This is a genomic window from Brevundimonas sp., assembly GCF_046293315.1.
In the GTDB taxonomy this organism is placed as follows: domain Bacteria; phylum Pseudomonadota; class Alphaproteobacteria; order Caulobacterales; family Caulobacteraceae; genus Brevundimonas.
Genome location: NZ_JBKBPF010000020.1, coordinates 1 through 21,771 on the forward strand (window position 1 = coordinate 1; position 21,771 = coordinate 21,771).

Genomic DNA, 21,771 nt, shown 5'->3' on the forward strand with positions numbered 1-21,771 from the left:
AGCGGCAGGGTCTTGTGGGCGGCGGTCAGGGCGTTCTCGTCGAAGCGCTCGCCGCTGGCCGTTGGGCGGCCGTGAAAGCCCGGCCCGTACCAGGACGCCTGACCGACTTCCTCGTAGTTCGGCTGGTGCGCGGGATGATACCAGCGGCCCCGGATCTGATAGGCGCGCATGGTGCCGCTGACGATGGGCGCGGGATCGCTGACCACGGGCGGCGTCAGTACGCCCCCGCGCGGCAGGTCCCGCCCGCCCGAGGCGCACGCCGCCAGAACCAGCATGAACGCCGCCGCCACGCCGATGCGCACAGTTGGGATGAGCCGTTCCAGCACGCCTGCCTCATTCGCCGAATTCGACGGGCATCATGGCCGCGAAATTTTCCGCTTTGGTTAACGCCCCCCTTCCCTGCTATGCACCCCGCGCCGGACAGGTGGCCGAGTGGTTTAAGGCAGCGGTCTTGAAAACCGCCGTAGGTGTGAGCCTACCGTGGGTTCGAATCCCACCCTGTCCGCCATCGTTTCCGGGGGGGCAATGCAGTCGTGTCCCCGGGTGAACCCCGTCCCCACGGTCTAGACCTTGCGGACGAACTCGGCGCGCAGGACCAGGCCCTTGATGGACGGGTGGCGGCAGTCGATTTCCTGCTCGTCGCCGGTCAGGCGGATGGACTTGATGACCGTGCCGCGCTTCAGGGTCTGGCCCGCGCCCTTGACCGCCAGGTCCTTGATCAGGGTGACGCTGTCCCCGTCGGCCAGCGCATTGCCCACGGCGTCACGGACGACGACCTGGCTGGCTTCGGTGCGGGCGGCCGCGTCGGCCGGGCTGAGCCACTCGCCGGTGGCCTCGTCATAGACATACTCGCCGCTGTCGGTGGTCATGTCGCCCTCGCGGGAGCCTGTGGTGCGGATGAGAGGACTCGAACCTCCACGCCTTGCGGCGCTGGAACCTAAATCCAGTGCGTCTACCAGTTCCGCCACATCCGCATGAGGCAGGCGTGGCCTCTAGGACGTTCCGGGCCGCCATGGCAAGGGGAACCGGAGGGCCCCGATGTGCGCTTCAGGCGTGGGAGTGGGAGTGCGATGGGACAGTCATTTCACTATCGGCCGGCGGACTTCAGCGACGAGGAGGTCGAGGCCCTGCGGCTTGAGCTGCTGGATGCGGCCGGGCGCATGACCGAGGATCAGGTGCTGAGGCTGGCGGATTCCCTGCACGATCTGATGCGTCGGCGTCGCGGGTCGCGGGCGTTCCGGCGCGCGGACCTGAGCCTCTAGTCCAGCAGAGCGCCCAGCACCGGCCCGATGCGGCCGGGCAGGTCCTCTGAAATCAGCCCCGGTCCGACCGCGCGGCCCGCCTCTGCGTGCATCCAGACGGCGGCGCAGGCGGCGTCGAAACTCTCCATCTTCTGGGCCAGCAGGCCGCCGATCATGCCGGCCAGCACATCGCCGGTCCCGGCCGTGGCCAGCCAGGGCGAGCCCTTGCGGTTGATGCACAGCCGGCCGTCGGGGGCGGCGATGACCGTGTCTGCGCCCTTCAGGACGAGGACGGCCCCTGCCCTTTCGGCGGCGAGGCGCGCGGCCCCTTCCCTGCCGTGATGGTCGAGCAGGCCGGGGAACAGGCGCTCGAACTCGCCCGCGTGGGGTGTCAGCACGTCGTCGCGGTCCAGACCGGCGAACAGGTCCCCTGCCCGGCCTTCGAACAGGCTCAGCCCGTCAGCGTCGATGACCAGGGCCGCGCCGGTGCGCTGGAGCGCGGCGATGTTGGCCGCAGTGGCCTCGGTGAGGCCCGCGGCGGGCCCGATGATCATGGCGTCCATGGGGGCGGCCAGGCGGCCGAGCTCCTCGGCGTCCTCGAACACGTCCAGCATCACCGCCTCCAGAACCGGCGCCAGAACCATCGCGGCGTCGGGCGGACAGAACACCTTCACCAGCCCCGCCCCCGTGCGCAGGCCGGCCCGCGCCGCCAGCCGCGCGGCCCCGGTGCGCAAGGCCGGACCGGACACGACGCCCAGTCGGCCGCGGCTGTGTTTGTGGCTGTCGACGCCCGGTCTGGGCAGCGCGGACCGCCAGAGGTCCGGGTGATTGGTCTGGGTCATGGGCGCCATCACGCTGTGACAAATCTGCGAAAGAGGCTTGCGTTATTGTGCGATGCAATGTCCCTTATCATCCCGTATGCCGAGTGGCGAAACGCCGCGCTTCGGGGAGCCGATGAAGAAGATCGAAGCCGTCATAAAGCCCTTCAAGCTGGATGAAGTGAAGGAAGCCCTTCAGGACATCGGGGTTCAGGGCATGACCGTTCTGGAGGCCAAGGGATACGGCCGTCAGAAGGGGCACTCCGAACTCTACCGGGGCGCCGAGTACGTCATCGACTTCCTGCCCAAGATCAAGCTGGAGGTGGTGGTCCCCGACGACATGGCCCCGGCCGTGGTCGAGGCGATCCAGACCGCCGCCCGCACCGGCAAGATCGGCGACGGCAAGATCTTCATCACCGATGTGTCCGACGTCATCCGCATCCGCACCGGAGAGACCGGAGCCCAGGCCATCTGACCTTTCGCCGTCGGCCGTTCCTTCACGGGAGCGGCCGTTTCCTTTTCAACCTCCCCAAACCTGGACTTACGAGAATGAGCAGCGCCAGCAAGATCCTCCAAGAGATCAAGGACAAGGACGTGAAATACGTCGACGTCCGTTTCACCGACACGCGGGGCAAGCTTCAGCATGTCACCTTCGACATCGACCTGGTGGACGAGGACTTCCTGAACGAAGGCACCATGTTCGACGGCTCGTCGATCGCCGGATGGAAGGCCATCAACGAGTCCGACATGCTGCTCAAGCCGGACCTGGAGACGGCCTACATCGACCCGTTCTACCAGCAGACCACCATGTTCCTGTTCTGCGACGTGATGAACCCGGACACGGGCGAGCCCTATTCCCGCGACAGCCGCTCCATGGCCAAGAAGGCGCTGGCCTACGTCCAGTCGTCCGGCGTAGGCGACAAGGTCTATTTCGGCCCCGAGGCCGAGTTCTTCATCTTCGACGACGTGCGCTGGTCCACCTCGCCGCATGAAACCGGCTATGCCTTTGATTCCACTGAGCTTCCGGCCAACACCGGGGCCGAGTACACCGAAGGCAACATGGGCCACCGCCCGCGCGCCAAGGGCGGCTACTTCCCGGTCAACCCGGTGGACTCCTGTCAGGACCTGCGCGGCGAGATGCTGGCGGTGATGAAGGACCTGGGCCTGGAGCCCGAGAAGCACCACCACGAAGTCGCCCCGGCGCAGCACGAGCTGGGCCTGAAGTTCGCCGAACTGGTGACCATGGCCGACCGGCTGCAGCTGTACAAGTACGTCATCCACAACGTCGCGGCCGCCTACGGCAAGTCGGCCACCTTCATGGCCAAGCCCATGTTCGCCGACAACGGCTCGGGCATGCACGTGCACCAGTCCATCTGGAAGGACGGCAAGCCCATGTTCGCCGGCGACAAGTACGCCGGCCTGTCGGAGCAGTGCCTCTGGTACATCGGCGGCATCATCAAACACGCCAAGGCCATCAACGCGTTCTCCAACTCCACCACCAACAGCTACAAGCGCCTGGTGCCCGGCTATGAAGCGCCGGTGAAGCTGGCCTACTCCAGCCGCAACCGCTCGGCCTCGATCCGTATCCCGTGGGTGTCCTCGCCCAAGGCCAAGCGCATCGAAGCCCGCTTCCCCGATCCCATGGGCAACCCCTACCTGACCTTCGTCGCCCTGCTGATGGCCGGCCTCGACGGCATCGAGAACCGGATCGATCCGGGCGCGGCCGCCGACAAGAACCTGTACGACCTGCCCCCGCAGGAGCGCGGCTCCATCCCCGAGGTCTGCGGCTCGCTGCGCGAGGCGCTCGAGAACCTCGACAAGGATCGCGAGTTCCTCAAGAAGGGCGGCGTCATGGATGACGACTTCATCGACAGCTACATCGAGCTGAAGATGGAAGAGGTCGAGCGGCTGCAACTGCACCCGCACCCGGTCGAATTCGACATGTACTACAGCTGCTGATCCGTCGGCGGCGAGACCCGGTCATCCCGGGTCGATGACGCGGCGCCGGTCCGGCCACGAGCAATCGTGGGCGGGCCGGCGGCCCGTTCGACCGTGAGACTCCACGCGCGAAAAACAGTGCAACTGGAGTCTAACGATCCTTGAATTCTCTAGGGTTTTTTCTGGCCGCTCCCGAAGCCGTTAGACTCTCCTCCCAAAAAACAGTGCAAATGGAGTCTCACCGGGCCCGCGGGTTCTTGAGACTCCCGGACCAAAAAACAGTGCAATGGAGTCTCATTTCGCCGGAGCGCCGTGGTCCGGCCTGCGCTGGGTCCCTGACGTCGCCGCGTGAGACTCCCGGATCAAAAAACAGTGCAACTGGAGTCTCACGGCGCCTGATTTTCCATGGCCCCTCCTGCCCTGCCGAATGACACGCCAAGGATAAGGCCTGGCTGAACAGGGCTGTGGAAAAACCGGCGTCGGGACAGATAATCCCTTACGACAAAAGGGATTGGTGCGTGAAAATGCGGGATCAGGCGTCGGTTTCAGCCCACGCCCGGCGCGGTCGGGCTCACTCGAGCGCGATCTCGTCGGCGGCGCCGGCCTCATCTTGCGCCGCCGCCCGCTCCGCCTCGTCCAGAAGCTGGATGGTCTCGCGGATGTAGCTGGCGTGGACCACCACGCCGATACCCAGACGCTCGCTGTTCATCTCCACCTGCTGGGTCAGCACGCCGGCGATGAAGGGGTGCTCCGGCTGGGGCACGCCGGGGCGCATGCGCGCCGATCCGGTCAGGAACACCGGCCCGCCCGAGTTGCCCGGAAAGACGGTGAAATCCACCAGGAAGGTCGGGAAGGCCACGACCGGCGACAGCGGATAGGAGGCGATACGCCCGACCCTGAGGATCGGGAAGCCCGCCCGGTTGGCCGACAGGCCCCGGGGAAAGCCCAGGGACATCATCTCGTCCCCCGGGGCCACGTCAAAGCGCTCGAAGGTGTAGCCGTCCGCCAGCCAGCCGATGGGGATGGCGGCGCGGGCGAAGGCGTCCGGCGCCTCGATGCTCATGACCGCCACGTCGTGGTCGGGGTGGCTGACCCACAGCGGCTCCTCCTCCGCGTCGCGGATGGTCAGGGGCGCGGGGGTGAAGCGCCAGTTGCCGTCGCTGAGGGGAACCCGCCAGCCGATGCGGGCGTCCTGACGGGGCATGCGGTCGAACACGTGGCCGGCGGTGATCAGCACCACCCGGGGCGTGCCGTCGGCGCGCGGGGCATCGATCAGGAAGCCGGTGCCCACGGTGCGCGTGCCATCGCCCTGGGGCTGGTCCAGCTGGACCGTCGCATTGATCAGCGACACGGTCAGATCCCAGGTCACGGCTTCGGCGAACATGAACTCTCCTCAATGGGGCGCATCGGTATTTGACGGCCCGACGAAGTGAGGCACAAGGTCTGGGCGCCAATAGGGCTGTCAGTCAGGGAATCGCCGGATGAACCGCCGTCAAATGATCATGTCCGTCGCCGCATCGGCGACCCTCGCCGCCTCGGGCGGCCCCGTCCTGGCTCGCCAGCAATCCGGAGTTTCGATGCCCCAGCCGCCCGTCGCCCGCCGCGATCCCCACAGCATCACCCAACTGGGCCGAACCCGCACCGACAACTACTTCTGGATGAAGGACGACAACTGGCAGGCGGTGATGCGCGATCCGTCGGTGCTGCGCGCCGACATCCGCGAGCATCTGGACGCCGAGAACACCTATTCCCGCGCCATGCTGGCCTCCACCGAAGACCTCCAGAACACCCTGTTCGAGGAGATGAAGGGCCGCATCAAGGAGGACGACAGCTCCGTCCCCGCCCCGGACGGCGACTGGGAATACTACACCCGGTATCAGATCGGGGCCCAGCATCCGCTGCACGTCCGTCGACCGCGCGGACGCGAGGACGGCGAGCAGATCCTGATCGACGTGGACGCCCTGGCCCAGCCCCATGACTACTATGACGTGGGCAGCGCCGAGCACAGCGCGGACCATGCCCTGTATGCCTGGGCCGAGGACGCGCAGGGATCGGAGTACTACGTCATTCGGGTCAAGGACCTGGCCACGGGCGAGGTCCTGCCCGGATCGGTGGAAAGCTCCACGGGCGGCTTCACCTTCTCGCCCGACGGCCAGTGGCTGTTCTGGACATTCCGCGACGAGAACGGGCGGCCGACGAAGATCTATCGTCGCCCCGCGCGCGGCGGCGAGGATGTGCTGGTCTATGAGGAAGCCGACCCCGGCATGTTCCTCGGCGTCTGGGCCATGAAGTCCGGCGCCTACATCGGCATCGCCAGCCAGAATCAGGAGACCAGCGAGTACCGCCTGATTTCCGCCGCTGACCCCACCGGCGAGCCGCGCGTGGTGGAGCCGCGCCGGGTGGGCGTGCGCTATGATCTGGAGCACTGGGGGGATCGCTTCGTGGTGCTGACCAATGCCGACGGCGCCATCGACTTCAAGCTGATGTGGGCCCCCGAGGACGATCCTTCCGCCGCCAACTGGACCGAGTGGAAGCCGCACCGCCCGGGCACCTTCGTCATGGAGACCATGGCGTTCGAGAACCATCTGGTGCGCCGCGAGCGGGTCAACGCCAACACCCGCCTGGTCATCACCCGCAAGGACGACCTGAGCGAGCACGAGATCGTCCAGCCGGAAGAGGCCTATGTGCTGGGCACGCTGGGCGGCTACGAGTTCGAGACCACCACCCTGCGCTACGTCTATACGTCGCCCACGACCCCGACCCAGACTTTCGACTACGACATGGCCACGCGCGAGAAGGTGCTGCGCAAGACCCAGGAGATTCCCTCCGGCCACAACCCGGAGGACTATGTGGCCCGCCGCCTGTTCGCCACGGCGCCGGACGGCGAGCAGGTGCCCGTCACCATCCTGGCCCGCCGCGACACGCCCATCGACGGCACCGCGCCGCTGATGGTCTATGGCTACGGCTCCTACGGCTATTCGATGGATCCCAGCTTCTCGATCCGCAACCTGTCGCTGGTGGATCGCGGCTGGGTCTGGGCGACCGCCCACATCCGGGGCGGCACGGAGAAGGGCTGGGGCTGGTTCCTGGACGGCCGCACAGACAAGAAGATCAACACCTTCACCGACTTCAATGCGGTGACCGATCATCTGCTGGCGACCGGCTATGGCGATCCCGCGAAGGTGGTGGCCTACGGCGGTTCGGCCGGGGGCCTGCTGATGGGCGCCATCATCAATCTGCGGCCCGAGCTCTACACGGGCATCATCGCGGCGGTGCCGTTCGTGGACGTGCTGAACACCATGAGCGACGTGACCCTGCCCCTGACCCCGCCGGAGTGGCCCGAATGGGGTAATCCGCTGGAGGACGAGGCGGCCTACGACTACATCGCCAGCTACAGCCCCTATGACAATGTGACGGCGGTCCCCTACCCCGCCGTGCTGGCCACCGGCGGCCTGTCGGACCCGCGGGTGACCTACTGGGAGCCCGCCAAATGGGCGGCCAAGCTGCGCGAGTTCAGCACCTCGGGCGACCCCATCCTGCTGAAGATCAATATGGAGGCCGGGCACGGCGGCGCCTCGGGCCGGTTCGATTTCCTCAAGGAGATCGCCTTCGACTACGCCTTCGCCCTGTGGTCGGTGGAGCGCGGGTGGGAACAGGTCTGATCATCCGGGACGCGGCGGCGGGCGACCTGCCCGCCGTGACGGCCCTGTACGGGCACAGCGTCCGCACCGGAACGGGCAGCTTCGAATACGACCCGCCGGACCATGCCGAGATGACGGGCCGGTTCGCGCGCATCCGTGAGCTGGGCCTGCCGTGGCTGGCCGCCGAGATCGACGGGGCCTTCGCCGGCTACGCCTACGCCGGGCCGTTCCGCATGCGGGCGGGGTACGGCTGGCTGGTGGAGGATTCGGTCTATGTGGCGCCGGACCTGCAGGGGCGCGGGGTCGGGGCCGCCCTGCTGACCGCCCTGATCGCGCGGTGCGAGGCCATGGACCTGCGCCAGATGGTGGCGGTGATCGGCGATGCGGACAACGCCGGCTCCATCCGCCTGCACGAGCGCTGCGGCTTCACCCATGCGGGCGCCTTTCGCGCAGCGGGCTGGAAGCTGGACGGCTGGCGCGACGTGGTCTTCATGCAGCGGGCGCTGGGGGCCGGCGACGACGCGCCGCCCGCGGGCGACGGCCTGCCGTTCGTGGGGGCCTGATTTGCGGCGGGGCGCGGCGCGGCCTATACCGCGCCCATGCCGATGCTGCGCGCCATCGCTTTGATGCTGGGCGTCCTGGCCGTTCTGGTCCTGGGCGGCCTCGGCGCGCCCGCCATGGCGGACGACAGCGCGCCGTCGCCCTGTCACGAAGCGGCCATGGACCCGGCGGGCGATCACGATCCGGCCGGGGGCTCGCCGGTCATGGCCTGCTGCATCGCCTGCGTCGCGACCCCGATCCCGGCGCCTGTCAGCGAAGCCGTCATCGTCCACGACGCCCTGCCCTCGCCCTCCGCCGCCCTCGAGCGGACGGGACGCGACCTGTCGCCGGAACCGGGCCCTCCGCGCGCCTGATCGCGCGAGACCATCCCGACATCCCGCGTCCACAGACGCATACCCGCCTTTCCATCGGAGGCTTTCATGCCCACCCGCTCGCTCGCCGCGCTTTGCGCCGGCGCATCCTTTCTCGTCCTGATCCCGGCCGCCCGGGCCCAGGACGCGCACGACCACCACGATCACCATCAGCCCGCCGCCGATCCCCACGCGGGACACCCCATGCCTGCGGCGCAGGATCACGGGGACGGTCACGGCCCTGATCACGGCCCCGACCACGGCATGACCAGTTCCTATGGCCCCTGGTCCATGAATCGCGACGCCTCGGGCACGTCCTGGCAGCCGGACATGGGCCGTCACGGCGGGGTCCACCATCAGGCGGGCGACTGGATGGTCATGACCCACGCCACGCTCAATCTGGTCCACAGCAACCAGGGCGGGCCGCGCGGCGATGACGACACCTTCCTCGCCGGCATGCTGATGACCACGGGACGCCGGGACTTCGCCGACGGGTCGAAGCTGACCCTGCGCGGCATGATCAGCCCCGACCCGTGGATGGGGGCCGAGGGCTATCCCCTGCTGCTGGCGGCGGGCGAGACGGCGGACGGGGTCACCCCGCTGGTGGACCGTCAGCATCCCCACGACCTGTTCATGGAGCTGTCGGCCTCGTACAGCCGCGCGCTGTCGGAGACCTCCAGCGTCTTCGCCTATGTGGGCCTGCCGGGCGAACCGGCGTTCGGACCGCCGGCCTTCATGCACCGCATGAGCGCCATGGACAGTCCCGAGGCGCCCATCACCCACCACTGGCTGGATTCCACCCACATCGTCTTCGGCGTGGCGACGCTGGGCTATGTCCAGAACGACTGGAAGGTGGAGGTGTCCAGCTTCCGGGGCCGCGAGCCGGATCAGGACCGCTTCGATATCGAGGAGCCGGATCTGGACAGCGTCGCCGTGCGCCTGTCGTGGAATCCCTCGCCCGAGTGGTCGCTGCAGGCGTCTTGGGCCGATGTGTCGGCGCCGGAACAGCTGCACCCGGACGACGACGAGACCAAATGGTCGGCCAGCGCCATCCACGCCCGGCGCATCGGCGCGAACGGCTGGTGGTCATCCACCGCCGCCTGGGGCCGCCGCGAGGGGGATCATGACGCCAAGGACGCCTGGCTGCTGGAGACCGCGTTCAGCCCTGACGACCGCTGGACCGTCTTCGCCCGCGCCGAGCGCATCGACAGCGACGAGCTGGTCCCGGGCCACGGCGGCCATCACGGCGAGACCTTCACCGTGTCCAAGGCGTCGGTGGGGGTGCTGCGCGACTGGAGGGTCGCCCCGCGCGCCCGTCTGGGCCTGGGCGCCCTGTATGCCATCAATGACGTGCCCGCCGATCTGGCCCCGCTGTACGGGGACGACCGGCCCACGGGCAGCATGGTGTTCATGCGCCTGAAGATCGACTGAGGGCGGCGGCAGGCGGCGGCGGGGATGAATGGCGCCTGACCAGCGGCGTTCAGGTCGGGCTCAGGGCGGGGTCTCTAGTGTGGGGTCATCAGGCAATCCCGCCGACGAGGAAATCCGATGACCAACAAGGCTCTCACCGCCGCCATCGCCGCCGTCATGGCGGCCACCACCCTGGGCGCGGCCTCCGCCGCGGAAGCCCAGTCCCGCCCCGATCGCGGCGACCGTTATGAACAGCGCCAGGATCGCGGCGACCGCTACGACCGTCGCGACGACCGCCGTCCCGACGCCCGCCAGAACCAGCGCAACGCCCAGCAACAGCGCGCCGCCCAGGAACGCCAGCGCCAGATCGCGCAGCAGCAGCGCCAGATTCAGCAGCAGCAACAACGACTGCAACAGCAGCAACGCGCCCAGGCCAACCGCATGATGGCCCAGCGTCGCTACAACGCCGGCGCCTATCACCGTCCGGCCGGCTACAGCTATCGCCAGTGGAACGCGGGCTACACCCTGCCCCCGTCGTATCGCCAGAGCCGCTATGTGGTCGATCACCGGCAATACGGCCTGCGGGCCCCGCCGCGGGGCTATCAGTACACCCGCGTCGACAATGACGTGGTCCTGACCGCCGTCGCCACCGGCCTGATCACCGCCGTCATCGTGGGTCTGTTCAACTAGGAACCGGCTCCATCGGAACGGCCCCGTCGCAGCGATGCGGCGGGGCTTTTTCGCGTCCGCTGAACCCCCAGCGCCGCCGCACGTTGATCCGGCCTTGAAGAAGGGCTGAACAATGGTTGCGAGACCCACATGGCAAGGCCGCCTGAAGCTGTCGCTGGTCAGTTGTCCGGTGTCGCTGTTCACGGCGACGACCTCGGCGAATGACGTGCGTTTTCACCTGATCAATCCCGAGACCAACAACCGCATCCGCATGGTGCCGACCGATCCGGACACCGGGCCGGTGGAACGGTCGGATCTGGTGCGGGGCTATGAGGTCAAGAAGGACGAATACGTCCTGTTCGACGACGCCGACTTCGACAAGGTCAAGCTGGAGAGCACCAAGGCCATCAGCATCGACCGCTTCGTGGATGAGTCGGATATCGACCGGCTGTACTGGGACACGCCCCACTACATGGTCCCCGACAAGGACGGGGCCGAGGCGTTCTCGGTCATCCGCGAGGCCATGAAGAAGGCGGGCAAGGTGGCGCTGGGCTGTCTGGTGCTGCGCGGCAAGGAGCGTCAGGTGGCGCTGGAGGTGCGCGACAAGGGCATCATCGCCTACACCCTGCGGTCCCGGGACGAGGTGCGCGACGCGGGCGACTTCTTCGACAACATCCCGACGGTGAAAGCCGACAAGGACATGATCGAGATCGCCCACAAGATCATCGGCCAGAAGGAAGCGGACTTCGATCCGGCCGAGTTCAAGGACGGCTATGACGACGCCCTGCGCGAGATGATCAACGCCAAGACCAAAGGCAAGAAGCTGGTGGCCTCGCCCGAGCCGGACGAGACCAATGTCATCGACCTGATGGAGGCGCTGAAGAACAGCCTCAAGGGCTCCGCGACGGCCAAGAAGGCGCCCGCGAAGAAGGCTCCGGCCAAGGCCGCCCCCCGCAAGAAGGCGAGCTGACGCCCAGGGTCTGTCCCTGTAAGTCCGTCATCCTCGGGCTTGTCCCGAGGACCCATTGTAGCCTCAAGCGTAATTTTGAGGAGCCTTGACTGTCTGGCGCCACCCGGCGACCTGTCGAAACTGTTTCCACCATAGGCCCTCGGGACAAGCCCGAGGGTGACGGAATTATTGAAATCACTGAACTAATTTAGCGCGGCTTATAGGGATAGAACCTAGGTCAGGGCCTGGTCCAGGTCGGCGATCAGGTCGTCGATGTCCTCGACGCCCACCGACAGACGGATCAGATTGTCCGTCACGCCGCCGGCCTCGCGCACGTCTTTGGGCACGCTGGCGTGGGTCATGATGGCCGGGTGGTTGACCAGGCTTTCAACGCCGCCGAGGGACTCCGCGAGCGTGAACACCGCGACCCGCTCCAGCACCTGCTTCGTGCGCGCCAGATCGCCGTCGATCAGCACGCTGACCATGCCGCCGAAGGCGCCGTTCATCTGACGCTTCGCCAGCGCGTGCTGGGGATGGCTTTCAAGGCCCGGGTAGATCACCCGCTCGATGCCCGCATGGGTCTCGAGCCAGCGGGCCACGGCCAGGGCGTTCTCGTTGTGGGCCTTCATGCGCAGGCCGAGGGTCTTGAGGCCCCGGTTGGCGAGGAAGGCGTCGAACGGCCCCATCACCCCGCCCACCGAGTTCTGCAGGAACTTGATGCGCGTGGCGAGATCCGCATCCTTCGCCACCAGAACCCCGCCGATGATGTCGGAGTGGCCGTTCAGATATTTGGTGGCCGAGTGCATGACCACATCGGCGCCGAGGCCAAGCGGCTGCTGGCTCCACGGCGTGGCGAAGGTGTTGTCCACCACCAGCAGCAGGCCGTGCGCCTTGGCGATCTTCGACAGGGCGGCGATGTCGGCCAGCTTCATCAGCGGATTGGTGGGCGTCTCGACCCACAGCATCCTGGTCTTGTCGGTGATCGCCGCCTCGACCGCGCTCAGGTCCGACAGGTCCACATAGGCGAAGTCCAGCCCCATGGACCGGCGACGCACCCGCTCGAACAGCCGCCACGAGCCGCCGTAAAGGTCGTCGCCCGTGACAATGTGGGCGCCCGCGTCCAGCAGCTCCAGCGCCGTGGAGGTGGCCGCCATGCCGCTGGCGAAGGCGAAGCCGTGGGTTCCGCCCTCAAGATCGGCGATGCAGGCCTCGAAGGCCTCGCGCGTGGGGTTCTTGCCCCGGGCGTACTCATAGCCCTTGTTCACGCCCGGACTTTCCTGAGCGTAGGTGGACGTGGCGTAGATCGGCGTCATCACCGCGCCCGTGGTCGGGTCCGGATGCTGACCCGCATGGATCGCGCGGGTGGAGAAACCCTGGCTGTTCTTCTTGCTGTCCATGAGCTTACCGGTTGAGGCTCAGGTGATTGATCAGGTCAGTGCGGGTGATCAGGCCGACGAATTTCTCACCGTCCAGCACGATGGCCACGCGGTCCCGGTCGAAGATGGGGATCAGGGCGTCCAGCGGCTCGGCCACCTGCAGGGTGTCCAGATCGCGGATCATCACCTCGCCCACGGTTTTCCTGAAGCGGGCCTCGCGGGTGATCTCGTCGGTGTTCAGCACATGGACGATGTCGCTCTCGTCCAGGATGCCCACCAGACGGCCGTCAACGATCACCGGCAGCTGGGACACGTCGGCGCCGCGCATGCGCTTGAAGGCGGTGTCCAGGGTGTCGTCGGGGCCGATGGCCACCACGGCGCCTTCTTCATATTTGCGGGTGATGACGTCCGACAGGTCGCCATGCATCTCGCGCTCGGTCAGGCCCTGATCGGCCAGCCAGGCGTCATTGTAGACCTTGGACAGGTACTTCGCCCCGGTGTCGCACACGAAGCTGACCACCCGCTTGGGCTCGGTCTGCTCGCGGCAATAGCGCAGCGCCGCGGCCAGCAGGGTGCCCGATGACGAGCCCGCCAGCACGCCCTCCTTCAGCAGCAGCTCCCGCGCCGCCGCGATCGCCTCGGTGTCCGGGATCGAATAGGCCCTGGCGATCTCGCTCATGTCGGTGGTGTCGGGCACGAAATTCTGGCCGATGCCCTCGACCGCAAAGCTGCCCTCGGGGCTGGGCACGCCGTCATTGACGAGGCCGGCCAGCACGGAGCCGACGGGGTCGGCCAGGATCATCTCGGTCTTCGGCGACACCGAATGCAGGAACTGGCCGACGCCGGTGATGGTGCCGCCCGAGCCGATGCCGGTGACGACCGCATCCACATCGTAGCCCATCTGTTCCCAGATTTCCGGCCCGGTGCTGAGGCGGTGGGCCTCGGAGTTGGCCTTGTTGGCGAACTGGTTGACGTAGAAGCCGCCGGGCAGCTGCTGGGCCAGACGCTCGGCCATGTCGGTGTAGTACTCGGGGTGGCCGTGCGGCACATCCGAACGCGTCAGGCGAACATCCGCGCCCATGGCCCTGAGATGCTGGATCTTTTCGCGCGACATTTTGTCGGGAATGACCAGCAGGATCTTGTAGCCCTTCTGCGTGCCGACCAGCGTCAGGGCCAGACCGGTGTTGCCCGCCGTGGCCTCGACGATGGTGCCGCCGGGCTTGAGGAAGCCTTCCTTCTCCGCCGCCTCGATCATGGCCAGGGCGATGCGGTCCTTGATGGATCCGCCGGGGTTCTGGCTCTCCAGCTTGAGGAACAGCCGGCACTTGCCGGTGTCGATGCGGGTGACCTCCATCATCGGCGTGTTGCCGATGAGATCGAGCACCGATCCGGCGGGACGGGTGAGGACGGGCGTTTCCGGTAGCGACATGCGCTGATGAACTCCTGAACGGGATTTTGGCCCGGAAGCTGAGGGGGCGCCGCCGCCGCGTCAAGCGGTGCGGGTCTGGCGAGGGGGAAAGAAAATGGCTATATTATTGGCCATAATCGGAGCTCTTCATGACCACCTACAGCGTCGCGGAAGCCAAGAACACCCTGCCGCGCCTGCTGGACAAGGCGCTGGCCGGCGAACGGGTGATCATCACCCGCCATGGCAAGCCCATCGCGGAGATTCGGCCGGTGGCTGAGCGCAGCCGATTGACGATCGAGGAACGCCAGGCAGCCTATGCGGAACTGATCGCCAGGCGCGAGGCGCGTCCGCCGCTGGTCGGCATGACGGCGGTTGAGCTTGTTCACGCCGCCTGGGACGATCCCGCAGAGTGACGAACTATCTGGACGCCAGCATCGTGGCCGCCAGCCTGCTGCGTGAAACCACGAGTCTTATTGTCGATCAGTTCATCCTGGAATCGATCAATGAGCTGGCCATCAGCGACTTCGCCATAGCCGAGGTTTCTTCCGCCATATCCAGATACTTGCGCATGGGAAAATGCGATGAGGCCGCCGCCGAGGCATTGATCCAGGACCTTGATGGTTGGCCGGGGCGTTTCGCTGCGCTTCACGTCCTGGAGCCTTCGGACATTCATTCGGCCATCCTGCATGTGCGGCGTTTTGACCTCCAGTTGCGAGCGCCCGACGCCATTCATGTGGCGATCTGCCAGAGGATCGAAGCGCGCCTCGTGACGTTCGACAATAATCTCGCCACAGCCGCTATTAAGCTCGGGCTGGATGTTCATGTGCCCAGGATGGCGAACTGAAAATGCCCAAATCTCCCCGCCGGCCCGCCGGCCTTCCCGACAAGGACACCCTGCTGGAATTCCTGCGTGAGGCGGGCGAGGCGGAGAAGGCCGACATCGCGCGCGCCTTCGGGCTGAAAGGCGTGGAGCGCCGGGCCCTGCGCGAGATGCTGAAGGAGCTGGAGGCCGAGGGGCAGCTGGGCAAGCGCGGCCGCAAGGGCTTCGCCGAGGCCGGCGCCATGCCCCCGGTGGGCGTGGCCGATGTGGTGGAGCGCGACGCGGACGGCGACCTGTTCGTGCGCCTCACCAAGGGCGGCGAGGACGCGCCGCTGGCCCTGCTGCTGCCCGGCGACAGCGAGCGCGGCGCGGCGCCGGGTCTGGGCGACCGGATGCTGGCCAAGTTCGAGAAAGAGGGCGACCAGTGGACCGCCCGCATGATCAAGAAGCTGGGCCAGAGCGCTCACCGGCTTCTGGGCGTGGTGCGCAAGGGCGGCCGCGAGACCCGCATCGAGCCGGTGGACCGCAAGGCCAAGGACTTCCTGGTGCTGTCGAAGCTGGAGGCCGAGCCTCTGCGCGACGGAGATCTGGTGCTGGCGGCGCTTGAGAAGTCGGAACGCCGCCATGGGCCCAAACAGGGCAAGGTGCTGGAGATCGTGGGGCGCGAGGATGATCCCCGCGCCGCCTCCCTGCTGGCCATCCACGCCCACGGGGTGCCGACGGGCTTCCCCGACGCGGTGGACGACGAGGCCCAGGCGGCCGAGGCGCCGACCCTGAAGGGCCGCGAGGACCTGCGCGCCATCCCCTTCATCACCATCGACCCCATGGACGCCCGCGACCACGACGACGCGGTGTTCGCCGAGAAGGACGAGGATCCCGCCAACGAAGGCGGCTGGATCGTCTGGGTCGCCATCGCCGACGTGGCCGCCTATGTGCGCCCCGGCTCGGCCCTGGACCGCACGGCGCGGGACAAGGGCAATTCCACCTATTTCCCCGACCGGGTCGAGCCCATGCTGCCCGAGCACCTGTCGGCGGGGCTGTGCAGCCTGAAGCAGGGCGAGAACCGCGCCTGCCTGGCCGTGCGCATGGTGTTCTCGAAGGACGGCCGGAAGCTGTCGCACCGTTTCGTGCGCGGGCTGATGCGGTCGCACGCCAAGCTGGCCTATGAGCAAGCCCAGGACGCCATCGACGGCAAGGCCGAGGGCGAGACCGCCGACCTGACCGGCCCGCTGATGGAGCCGATCCTCTATCCCCTGTGGAACGCCTACGCGGCCATGCTGAAGGGCCGCGAGCGCCGCAGCCCGCTGGCCATCGAAAGCAGCGAACGACGCATCCTGTTCGACAAGGACGGCGAGGTGTCGGGCATCCAGGCGCGGGTCTCGATCCCGGCGCATCGCCTGATCGAGGAGATGATGGTGCAGGCCAACGTCTGCGCCGCCGAAACGCTGGAGCAGAAGAAGACGCCCCTGATCTACCGGGTCCACGACACCCCCAGTCAGGAGAAGATCTTCAACCTGGCCGACTTCCTGCAGACCATCGGCAAGCCCTGGACCAAGGGCGAGGCGCCGACCACCAAGCGGTTCAACCGCCTGCTGGACGAGACCCGCGACAGCGGCCATGCCGAGATCGTCAATGAGGTGGTGCTGCGCAGCCAGATGCAGGCCATCTATTCGCCCGAGAACATCGGCCACTTCGGGCTGAATCTGGACCGCTACGCCCACTTCACCTCGCCGATCCGGCGCTATGCGGACCTGATCGTGCACCGGGCCCTGATCCGGGCGTTGAAGCTGGGCGACGACGGGCTGACCGACTCCGAGGCCACCGAACTGCAGGCCATCGCCGAGCACATCACCGCGACAGAGCGCCGCTCCATGGCCGCCGAGCGGGAGGCGACCGACCGCTATGTGGCCGCCTTCCTCGAGGAGCACGTGGGCGCGACCTTCGCCGGGCGCATCAGCGGCGTGACCCGGTTCGGCCTGTTCGTGCGGCTGCAGGAGACCGGCGCCGACGGCATCGTGCCCATCTCGCAGCTGGGCGACGAGTATTTCGTCCACGACGACCGCGCTCACGCCCTGGTTGGCGACCGCTCCGGCAAGCGCTGGCGGCTGGGCCGCGAGGTGGAGGTGAAGCTGGTGGAGGCCACCCCCATCACCGGCGGTCTGGTGTTCGAAATGGTCAGCGAGCCCGAGCCCCGCGATCCCAACGCCCAGGCGCCACGTCTGGGCGTGCGCGGGCGGTCCGGGGGCGGCGACGACCGGCCCAAGCGGGGCGCCAAGCGCCCGGGCGGGCCCAAGCCGCCGTCGGGCGGGCTGAAAGGCGTGCGAAAGGGCAAGCGGCGTTGAGCCACCCCTTTGACGCCGCGCAGGATCTGAAGGACGCGCCGCACACTGGCGCGCGCATGCGGCCAAAGGATGCGGCGACCCTGATCGTGACGCGGACGGCGGGCGGCCGCACCGAGGTGCTGATGGGCCGCCGCGCCGCGGGGCACGTGTTCATGGCGTCGAAGTGGGTGTTTCCGGGCGGGCGGATCGATCCGTCGGACTTCCGCATCGAGGCGGCGGGCGATCTGCCCAAGGCCTCACAGGCGCTGCTGGCCCGGGAGCTGCCCGCGCGCCGGGCTCGCGCCCTGGCCCTGACCGCCATCCGCGAGACCTTCGAGGAGACCGGCCTGCGTCTGGCCCGGGCCGCGCCGCCCGCCTCTGTGGCCGGGCCCTGGCGCGGCTTTCGCGCCGTGGGCGCCCTGCCCGACCTGTCGGCCCTGACCTATATGGCCCGCGCCATCACCCCGCCGGGCCGCACCCGCCGCTTTGACGCCCGCTTCTTCATGGCCACGGCCGAAGCCCTGCTGGACGTGCCCGCCGCCCGCCCGACCGAGGAGCTGGACACGGTGGCCTGGATCGCCATGGACGAGGCCCGGACGCTGGACCTGCCCGCCATCACCCGCTTCGTCCTGAACGAGGCCGCCGAGCGGCTGACGGCCCCCGACCGCCCCCTGCCCTATGTGAGGCAACTACACGGGCGGCATCGGGTTGAGTACCTGGACGAATAGGTCGACGACCTCAGGGCGCGGCCCGGCCGGCCTTGCGGACCGCGCCGGAGGCCCGGTCAATGCTGGCCACGAGCGCTTCCACCAGCATGGCCGGCTGGACCGGCTTGGTGACGAAGGCGGCGGCGCCGGCGTCCAGGGCCGCCTCGATGTGCTGCGGCAGACCGTTGGCCGAGATCATCACCACGGGCGGACCCTGCGCCGCGACAATGGCCCGCGTCGCATCGAGGCCGTCCATCACAGGCATCTGCATGTCCATGAGGACCAGATCGAAGCTCTCGTGCCGGACGGCGTGGACCGCTTCCACCCCGTTCTGCACGGAGACCACGTCAACGCCGAGGGGCCGCAGGATCATCTCCAGGACCCGGCGATTGACGGGATGGTCGTCGGCGACGAGCACCTTCAGGCCGCGGACGTCGTCGTCCCCCGGCGAACGGGGCCTGAGGGGTTCAACGACATCGACGGCGGCGAACGGCAGGGTGACCCAGAAGGTGGATCCCGCGCCGGGCACACTGTCGCAACCGATCTCGCCGCCCATGCGATGGACCAGGCTGGTGGTGATCGACAGGCCCAGGCCGCTGCCGCCGAATCGGCGCGTGATCGACCCGTCGGCCTGCTGGAAGCGCTCGAAGATGCGTTCGCCCTGCTCCGCGTCGAAGCCGATCCCCGTGTCCTCGACCTGGAGCCGCAGGCCCGCGCCGTGCTCCTCCAGCCGCACCCGGATGGCGCCCTTGTGGGTGAACTTGACCGCGTTCGAGACCAGATTGGTCAGGATCTGGTGAAACCGCAGACCGTCGCCGTTGCGACCGACGCCGGTCGGCAGGTCGACGGTCAGATCCAGCGTCGATCCGTTCTCCTCGGCTTTCAGGCGGGACAGGTCAGTCACCGTGCGGGCCACCTCCGCCACATCGAACGGCGCGACGACGATGTTCACTTCGCCCGCCTCGATCTGGGCCAGCTGAAGGATGTCCGCCAGAAGGTGTTCGAGGCTGCGGCCGGAGGCGCGGATCAACTCCGCCGCCTCGCGCTGGATGTCGGTCAGGTCGGAGCGGCAGAGCACATCGGCGAGGCTGACGACGCCGTTCAGGGGGGTGCGGATCTCGTGGCTCATATTGGCGAGAAAGACGCTCTTGGCGTTGTTGGCGTCCTCGGCCTTGCGGGTGGCGACTTCCAGCGCCTCCATCTGACCCGCGAGGCGCGTTTCGGACTCGATCGCGGTGGTGTCGTCGCTTTCGTAGGACAGGATCGCGACGGCGCCCGTGATGGGATCCACCGTCCGCTGCAGGGTCACCTTGTGGCAGAACACGCCGGTCTCTGTCCGCATCCACAGCCGCCCTGTGAAGTGGCCGTTTTCGGCCTGGCGCCACGCCTCGCGCGCGTCCTGCGCGTCACGGCATCGTTCCATGAACCGACGACGGGCTCCGTAGGCCATGCCGGCGCAAGGGTTGCCGAACAGTTCCTGTCCGTCTTCCCCGTAAAGGGAGACGGGGGTGGCGGTATGGCGGACCGCTTCCAGGGCGCGCAGGTGATCCGTGTCCGACTCCTCCAGGGTGGAGGCTTCGAACAGGATCGCGCTGGAACCGTCGCGCAGCGGCAGATGGCTGCACACGGCGCGGACAGAGACGGGCTGGCCGTTGGGATAGAAGGTCCAGACCTCCGCCCGGATCTCACCGGCCTTGACCGCCGCGAAAGTCTGTTCGGTGCGCATACGGGCCGCCCGGCTCTTCACGGAAAAGTCGCGGGCGCGCAGGCTGGCCAGGTCGTCCGAGCCCCACAGGGCGATGGCGCCGGGGTTGGCGTAGAGCTTTCGTTCGGCGACGGGATCGAACACCCAGACCGGGCGAGCCAGACGATCGAGACCGAAAATGTCGGAGGGCAGGCGCGCGTCGTCGTCCAGCGGCGGCGGGTTGGGTTTATTCGTCATGTCTGCACCCGTTCGGTGCGCTTTGGGGACGACACAAGCCGCTTGCCTTCGGGGAACCTGCCGAAAGGTACCTTGATCTGCATTAATAACCTATGGTCGGGTTAGGTTAAGCGTGGCAGGTGCGGCCGGCGCGCATGGTTGTTTTGTGAAGACCCCCTGCGGGAGAACGGATCCTTGCCGCCGCCACAAGCGTCAGGTGATGAAACGAGTCGCTGTTACATATGGCCGGACGGACGACGGGTCATAAATACTGGAGGCGTGAAAAAGGAATATTTCTCGACCATTCTGGCCGCTGGGGAGTCCGGACAGCAAACTGTCCTCCTGCCCTGTCCACGAGGACAGGTTATCTTCCTGGCCCCTCAGGGGGTTTTGCGTATCTTACGCCAGATGCTCTTGCCCAGCTCGACGTAGAAGAAGAACAAGAACCAGTACGAGCCGAGAGCAGATAGCAGCGTGAAGCAGAGCAGGAAGATCAGATCCCACGCGTCCATTCGTCCCCAGCTTTGAACGACAAACAATCCATAGATAACAAGACCCCAGCCGAGGAAGATGATAAGCGCCCAACGCCTGATCGCCTTTTCCAATGGAGAGATGATGACTGCAGCAGGTGGTTCTGGTCGCAGCTGAACGACAGATTCGCGAACTTGCGTCTGCTCAAAGCGGTCAAGGCGGGCAGCCAGGTCGCGCATTCGGTTGGAAAGGTTGTCGTCGGGTTTCATCTCGCCGCCTTTCCTGCTCAGACGCTTTTCCAGTATTTGGCATACGGCCCACACCACTGTCGGCAGCGAGTTAGGCCCCTCACCCGATCAATTCCCGCGCCGCCGCGCGCGCCGCATCCGTGATCTCCGCCCCCGCCAGCATCCGCGCGATCTCTTCCTGCCGCGCCTGATCGGTCAGGGCGTCCACGGAGGTGCGGGTCTCGCCCTCGACCTCGGCCTTGCGGACCTTCCAGTGGGCGTGGCCCTTGGCGGCGACCTGGGGGCTGTGGGTCACCACCAGCACCTGGGCGCCGTCGGCCAGACGCTTGAGGCGCAGGCCCACGGCCTCGGCGACGGCGCCGCCCACGCCCTGATCCACCTCGTCGAAGATCATCACCGGCTGGACCCCGCCGCCGCGCTCGGCCAGGGCCGCCTTCATGGCCAGGGCGAAGCGCGCCAGCTCGCCGCCTGACGCAATGGCGTCCAGCGGGCCGAAGGCGGTCCCGGCGTTGGTGGCCACCTCGAAGCGCACGGCCTCCGCGCCCTCGCGCCCGCGCCGCTCTTCGGGCAAGGCCTCCAGGGTGACGCGGAACTGGGCGCGCTCCAGCTTGAGGGGCGCCAGCTCGGCCTGAACCGCCGCAGCCAGCCGGTCGCCGGCCGCGCGCCGCGCCGCGGTCAGAGCCGCCGCCGCCTCATCATAGGCCGCGCGGGCGGCCGCTGATTCGGCCTCGGCCGCCTTCAGGGCCTCGGCGCCGTCCTCGATCAGGCGCAGTTGCTCGCGGAACCGGATCCGCTGGGCCGGCAGGGCGTCCACGGCGACGTTCAGCTTGCGGGCCGCCGCGCGCAGGGCGAACAGGCGCTCCTCGGCCTTGTCCAGCTTTCCGGGTTCGAACTCGAAAGCGTCCGCCGCCGCGTCCACCGC

General features: G+C 67.6%; 21 protein-coding genes, 2 tRNA genes and 1 pseudogene. 14 read left to right on the forward strand and 10 right to left on the reverse strand.

Annotated elements, in window-relative coordinates; all coding sequences use genetic code 11:
- A partial coding sequence (locus ACK4SE_RS13465) for a septal ring lytic transglycosylase RlpA family protein (RefSeq protein ID WP_409693698.1) occupies window positions 1–326 on the reverse strand: 326 nt, incomplete at its 3' end.
- 92 nt (window positions 327–418) lie between these two features.
- Between ACK4SE_RS13465 and ACK4SE_RS13470 the strand changes: the two genes are divergently transcribed.
- Window positions 419–508: transfer RNA gene (locus ACK4SE_RS13470), tRNA-Ser, on the forward strand.
- A 55-nt stretch (window positions 509–563) separates the two neighbouring features.
- Here the strand turns inward: ACK4SE_RS13470 and ACK4SE_RS13475 are convergent.
- Entirely contained in the window at window positions 564–869 is a 306-nt protein-coding gene (locus ACK4SE_RS13475) for an alkylphosphonate utilization protein (RefSeq protein WP_409693701.1), read from the reverse strand.
- Between the two features lie 20 nt (window positions 870–889).
- Window positions 890–974 (reverse strand) — tRNA-Leu (locus tag ACK4SE_RS13480).
- A gap of 96 nt (window positions 975–1,070) precedes the next feature.
- Here ACK4SE_RS13480 and ACK4SE_RS13485 point away from each other — a divergent pair.
- Window positions 1,071–1,262 carry a hypothetical protein gene (locus ACK4SE_RS13485; protein ID WP_409693703.1) on the forward strand — a complete coding sequence of 64 codons (192 nt, stop codon included), beginning with the start codon at window positions 1,071–1,073 and terminating at the stop codon, window positions 1,260–1,262.
- Here the strand turns inward: ACK4SE_RS13485 and ACK4SE_RS13490 are convergent.
- Window positions 1,259–2,083, reverse strand: a complete 825-nt coding sequence (locus ACK4SE_RS13490; RefSeq protein ID WP_409693706.1) for an NAD(P)H-hydrate dehydratase — start codon at window positions 2,081–2,083, stop codon at window positions 1,259–1,261. The genes ACK4SE_RS13485 and ACK4SE_RS13490 overlap by 4 nt on opposite strands.
- 112 nt (window positions 2,084–2,195) lie before the next feature.
- Between ACK4SE_RS13490 and ACK4SE_RS13495 the strand changes: the two genes are divergently transcribed.
- Both ACK4SE_RS13495 and glnA read left to right on the forward strand, forming a co-directional pair.
- On the forward strand, window positions 2,196–2,534 hold the full coding sequence (locus tag ACK4SE_RS13495) for a P-II family nitrogen regulator (protein ID WP_196838892.1): 339 nt from the start codon (window positions 2,196–2,198) through the stop codon (window positions 2,532–2,534).
- Window positions 2,535–2,608: 74 nt separating this feature from the next.
- The gene (glnA, locus tag ACK4SE_RS13500) at window positions 2,609–4,018 is read left to right on the forward strand and encodes a type I glutamate--ammonia ligase (RefSeq protein WP_409693709.1); all 1,410 of its coding nucleotides are present in this window, start codon (window positions 2,609–2,611) and stop codon (window positions 4,016–4,018) included.
- Between the two features lie 550 nt (window positions 4,019–4,568).
- Here glnA and ACK4SE_RS13505 read toward each other — a convergent pair.
- Entirely contained in the window at window positions 4,569–5,381 is an 813-nt protein-coding gene (locus ACK4SE_RS13505; protein ID WP_409693711.1) for a trypsin-like serine peptidase, read from the reverse strand.
- A gap of 97 nt (window positions 5,382–5,478) precedes the next feature.
- Here ACK4SE_RS13505 and ACK4SE_RS13510 point away from each other — a divergent pair, with 97 nt between their 5' ends.
- The 6 genes from ACK4SE_RS13510 to ACK4SE_RS13535 all read left to right on the forward strand — a co-directional run bounded on the left by ACK4SE_RS13510 (window position 5,479) and on the right by ACK4SE_RS13535 (window position 11,598).
- Window positions 5,479–7,659, forward strand: a complete 2,181-nt coding sequence (locus ACK4SE_RS13510) for a S9 family peptidase (protein ID WP_409693714.1) — start codon at window positions 5,479–5,481, stop codon at window positions 7,657–7,659.
- Window positions 7,644–8,201, forward strand: coding sequence for an N-acetyltransferase family protein (locus tag ACK4SE_RS13515; RefSeq protein ID WP_409693717.1), 558 nt, complete (start codon window positions 7,644–7,646; stop codon window positions 8,199–8,201). Before ACK4SE_RS13510 ends, ACK4SE_RS13515 begins: the two co-directional genes overlap by 16 nt.
- Before the next feature lie 36 nt (window positions 8,202–8,237).
- Window positions 8,238–8,552: a hypothetical protein gene (locus ACK4SE_RS13520; protein ID WP_409693719.1), complete on the forward strand. Its 315-nt coding sequence runs from the start codon at window positions 8,238–8,240 to the stop codon at window positions 8,550–8,552.
- 66 nt (window positions 8,553–8,618) lie between these two features.
- Window positions 8,619–9,980, forward strand: coding sequence for a hypothetical protein (locus ACK4SE_RS13525; RefSeq protein WP_409693722.1), 1,362 nt, complete (start codon window positions 8,619–8,621; stop codon window positions 9,978–9,980).
- Between the two features lie 117 nt (window positions 9,981–10,097).
- Window positions 10,098–10,649, forward strand: a complete 552-nt coding sequence (locus tag ACK4SE_RS13530) for an RcnB family protein (RefSeq protein ID WP_409693725.1) — start codon at window positions 10,098–10,100, stop codon at window positions 10,647–10,649.
- A gap of 112 nt (window positions 10,650–10,761) precedes the next feature.
- Window positions 10,762–11,598, forward strand: coding sequence for a Ku protein (locus tag ACK4SE_RS13535; RefSeq protein ID WP_409693727.1), 837 nt, complete (start codon window positions 10,762–10,764; stop codon window positions 11,596–11,598).
- Between the two features lie 212 nt (window positions 11,599–11,810).
- On the opposite strand, the gene ACK4SE_RS13540 is transcribed toward ACK4SE_RS13535, so the two are convergent.
- A complete protein-coding gene (locus ACK4SE_RS13540) occupies window positions 11,811–12,974 on the reverse strand; it encodes a cystathionine gamma-synthase (protein ID WP_409693730.1) in 1,164 nt (387 codons plus the stop codon).
- A 4-nt stretch (window positions 12,975–12,978) separates the two neighbouring features.
- Window positions 12,979–14,382, reverse strand: coding sequence for a pyridoxal-phosphate dependent enzyme (locus ACK4SE_RS13545; RefSeq protein WP_409693732.1), 1,404 nt, complete (start codon window positions 14,380–14,382; stop codon window positions 12,979–12,981).
- A 128-nt stretch (window positions 14,383–14,510) separates the two neighbouring features.
- Between ACK4SE_RS13545 and ACK4SE_RS13550 the strand changes: the two genes are divergently transcribed.
- Genes ACK4SE_RS13550 through ACK4SE_RS13565 form a run of 4 tightly spaced genes read left to right on the forward strand, consistent with a single transcriptional unit; the run spans window position 14,511 to window position 18,230 of the window.
- Complete coding sequence (locus tag ACK4SE_RS13550; protein ID WP_409693735.1) at window positions 14,511–14,774, forward strand: type II toxin-antitoxin system Phd/YefM family antitoxin; 264 nt, start codon at window positions 14,511–14,513, stop codon at window positions 14,772–14,774.
- Entirely contained in the window at window positions 14,771–15,205 is a 435-nt protein-coding gene (locus ACK4SE_RS13555) for a type II toxin-antitoxin system VapC family toxin (RefSeq protein WP_409693737.1), read from the forward strand. Before ACK4SE_RS13550 ends, ACK4SE_RS13555 begins: the two co-directional genes overlap by 4 nt.
- A gap of 2 nt (window positions 15,206–15,207) precedes the next feature.
- Window positions 15,208–17,523, forward strand: a complete 2,316-nt coding sequence (rnr, locus tag ACK4SE_RS13560; protein ID WP_409693739.1) for a ribonuclease R — start codon at window positions 15,208–15,210, stop codon at window positions 17,521–17,523.
- Window positions 17,520–18,230: an NUDIX hydrolase gene (locus tag ACK4SE_RS13565; protein ID WP_409693741.1), complete on the forward strand. Its 711-nt coding sequence runs from the start codon at window positions 17,520–17,522 to the stop codon at window positions 18,228–18,230. Before rnr ends, ACK4SE_RS13565 begins: the two co-directional genes overlap by 4 nt.
- Before the next feature lie 10 nt (window positions 18,231–18,240).
- Here the strand turns inward: ACK4SE_RS13565 and ACK4SE_RS13570 are convergent, their stop codons facing one another.
- From ACK4SE_RS13570 to ACK4SE_RS13580, 3 genes and pseudogenes are all read right to left on the reverse strand, one after another.
- On the reverse strand, window positions 18,241–20,151 hold the full coding sequence (locus ACK4SE_RS13570; protein ID WP_409693743.1) for an ATP-binding protein: 1,911 nt from the start codon (window positions 20,149–20,151) through the stop codon (window positions 18,241–18,243).
- Window positions 20,152–20,510: 359 nt separating this feature from the next.
- Window positions 20,511–20,870 carry a hypothetical protein gene (locus ACK4SE_RS13575; RefSeq protein WP_409693745.1) on the reverse strand — a complete coding sequence of 120 codons (360 nt, stop codon included), beginning with the start codon at window positions 20,868–20,870 and terminating at the stop codon, window positions 20,511–20,513.
- Between the two features lie 79 nt (window positions 20,871–20,949).
- Window positions 20,950–21,771 (reverse strand): annotated as a pseudogene (locus ACK4SE_RS13580) (DNA repair protein RecN); the annotation flags it as partial.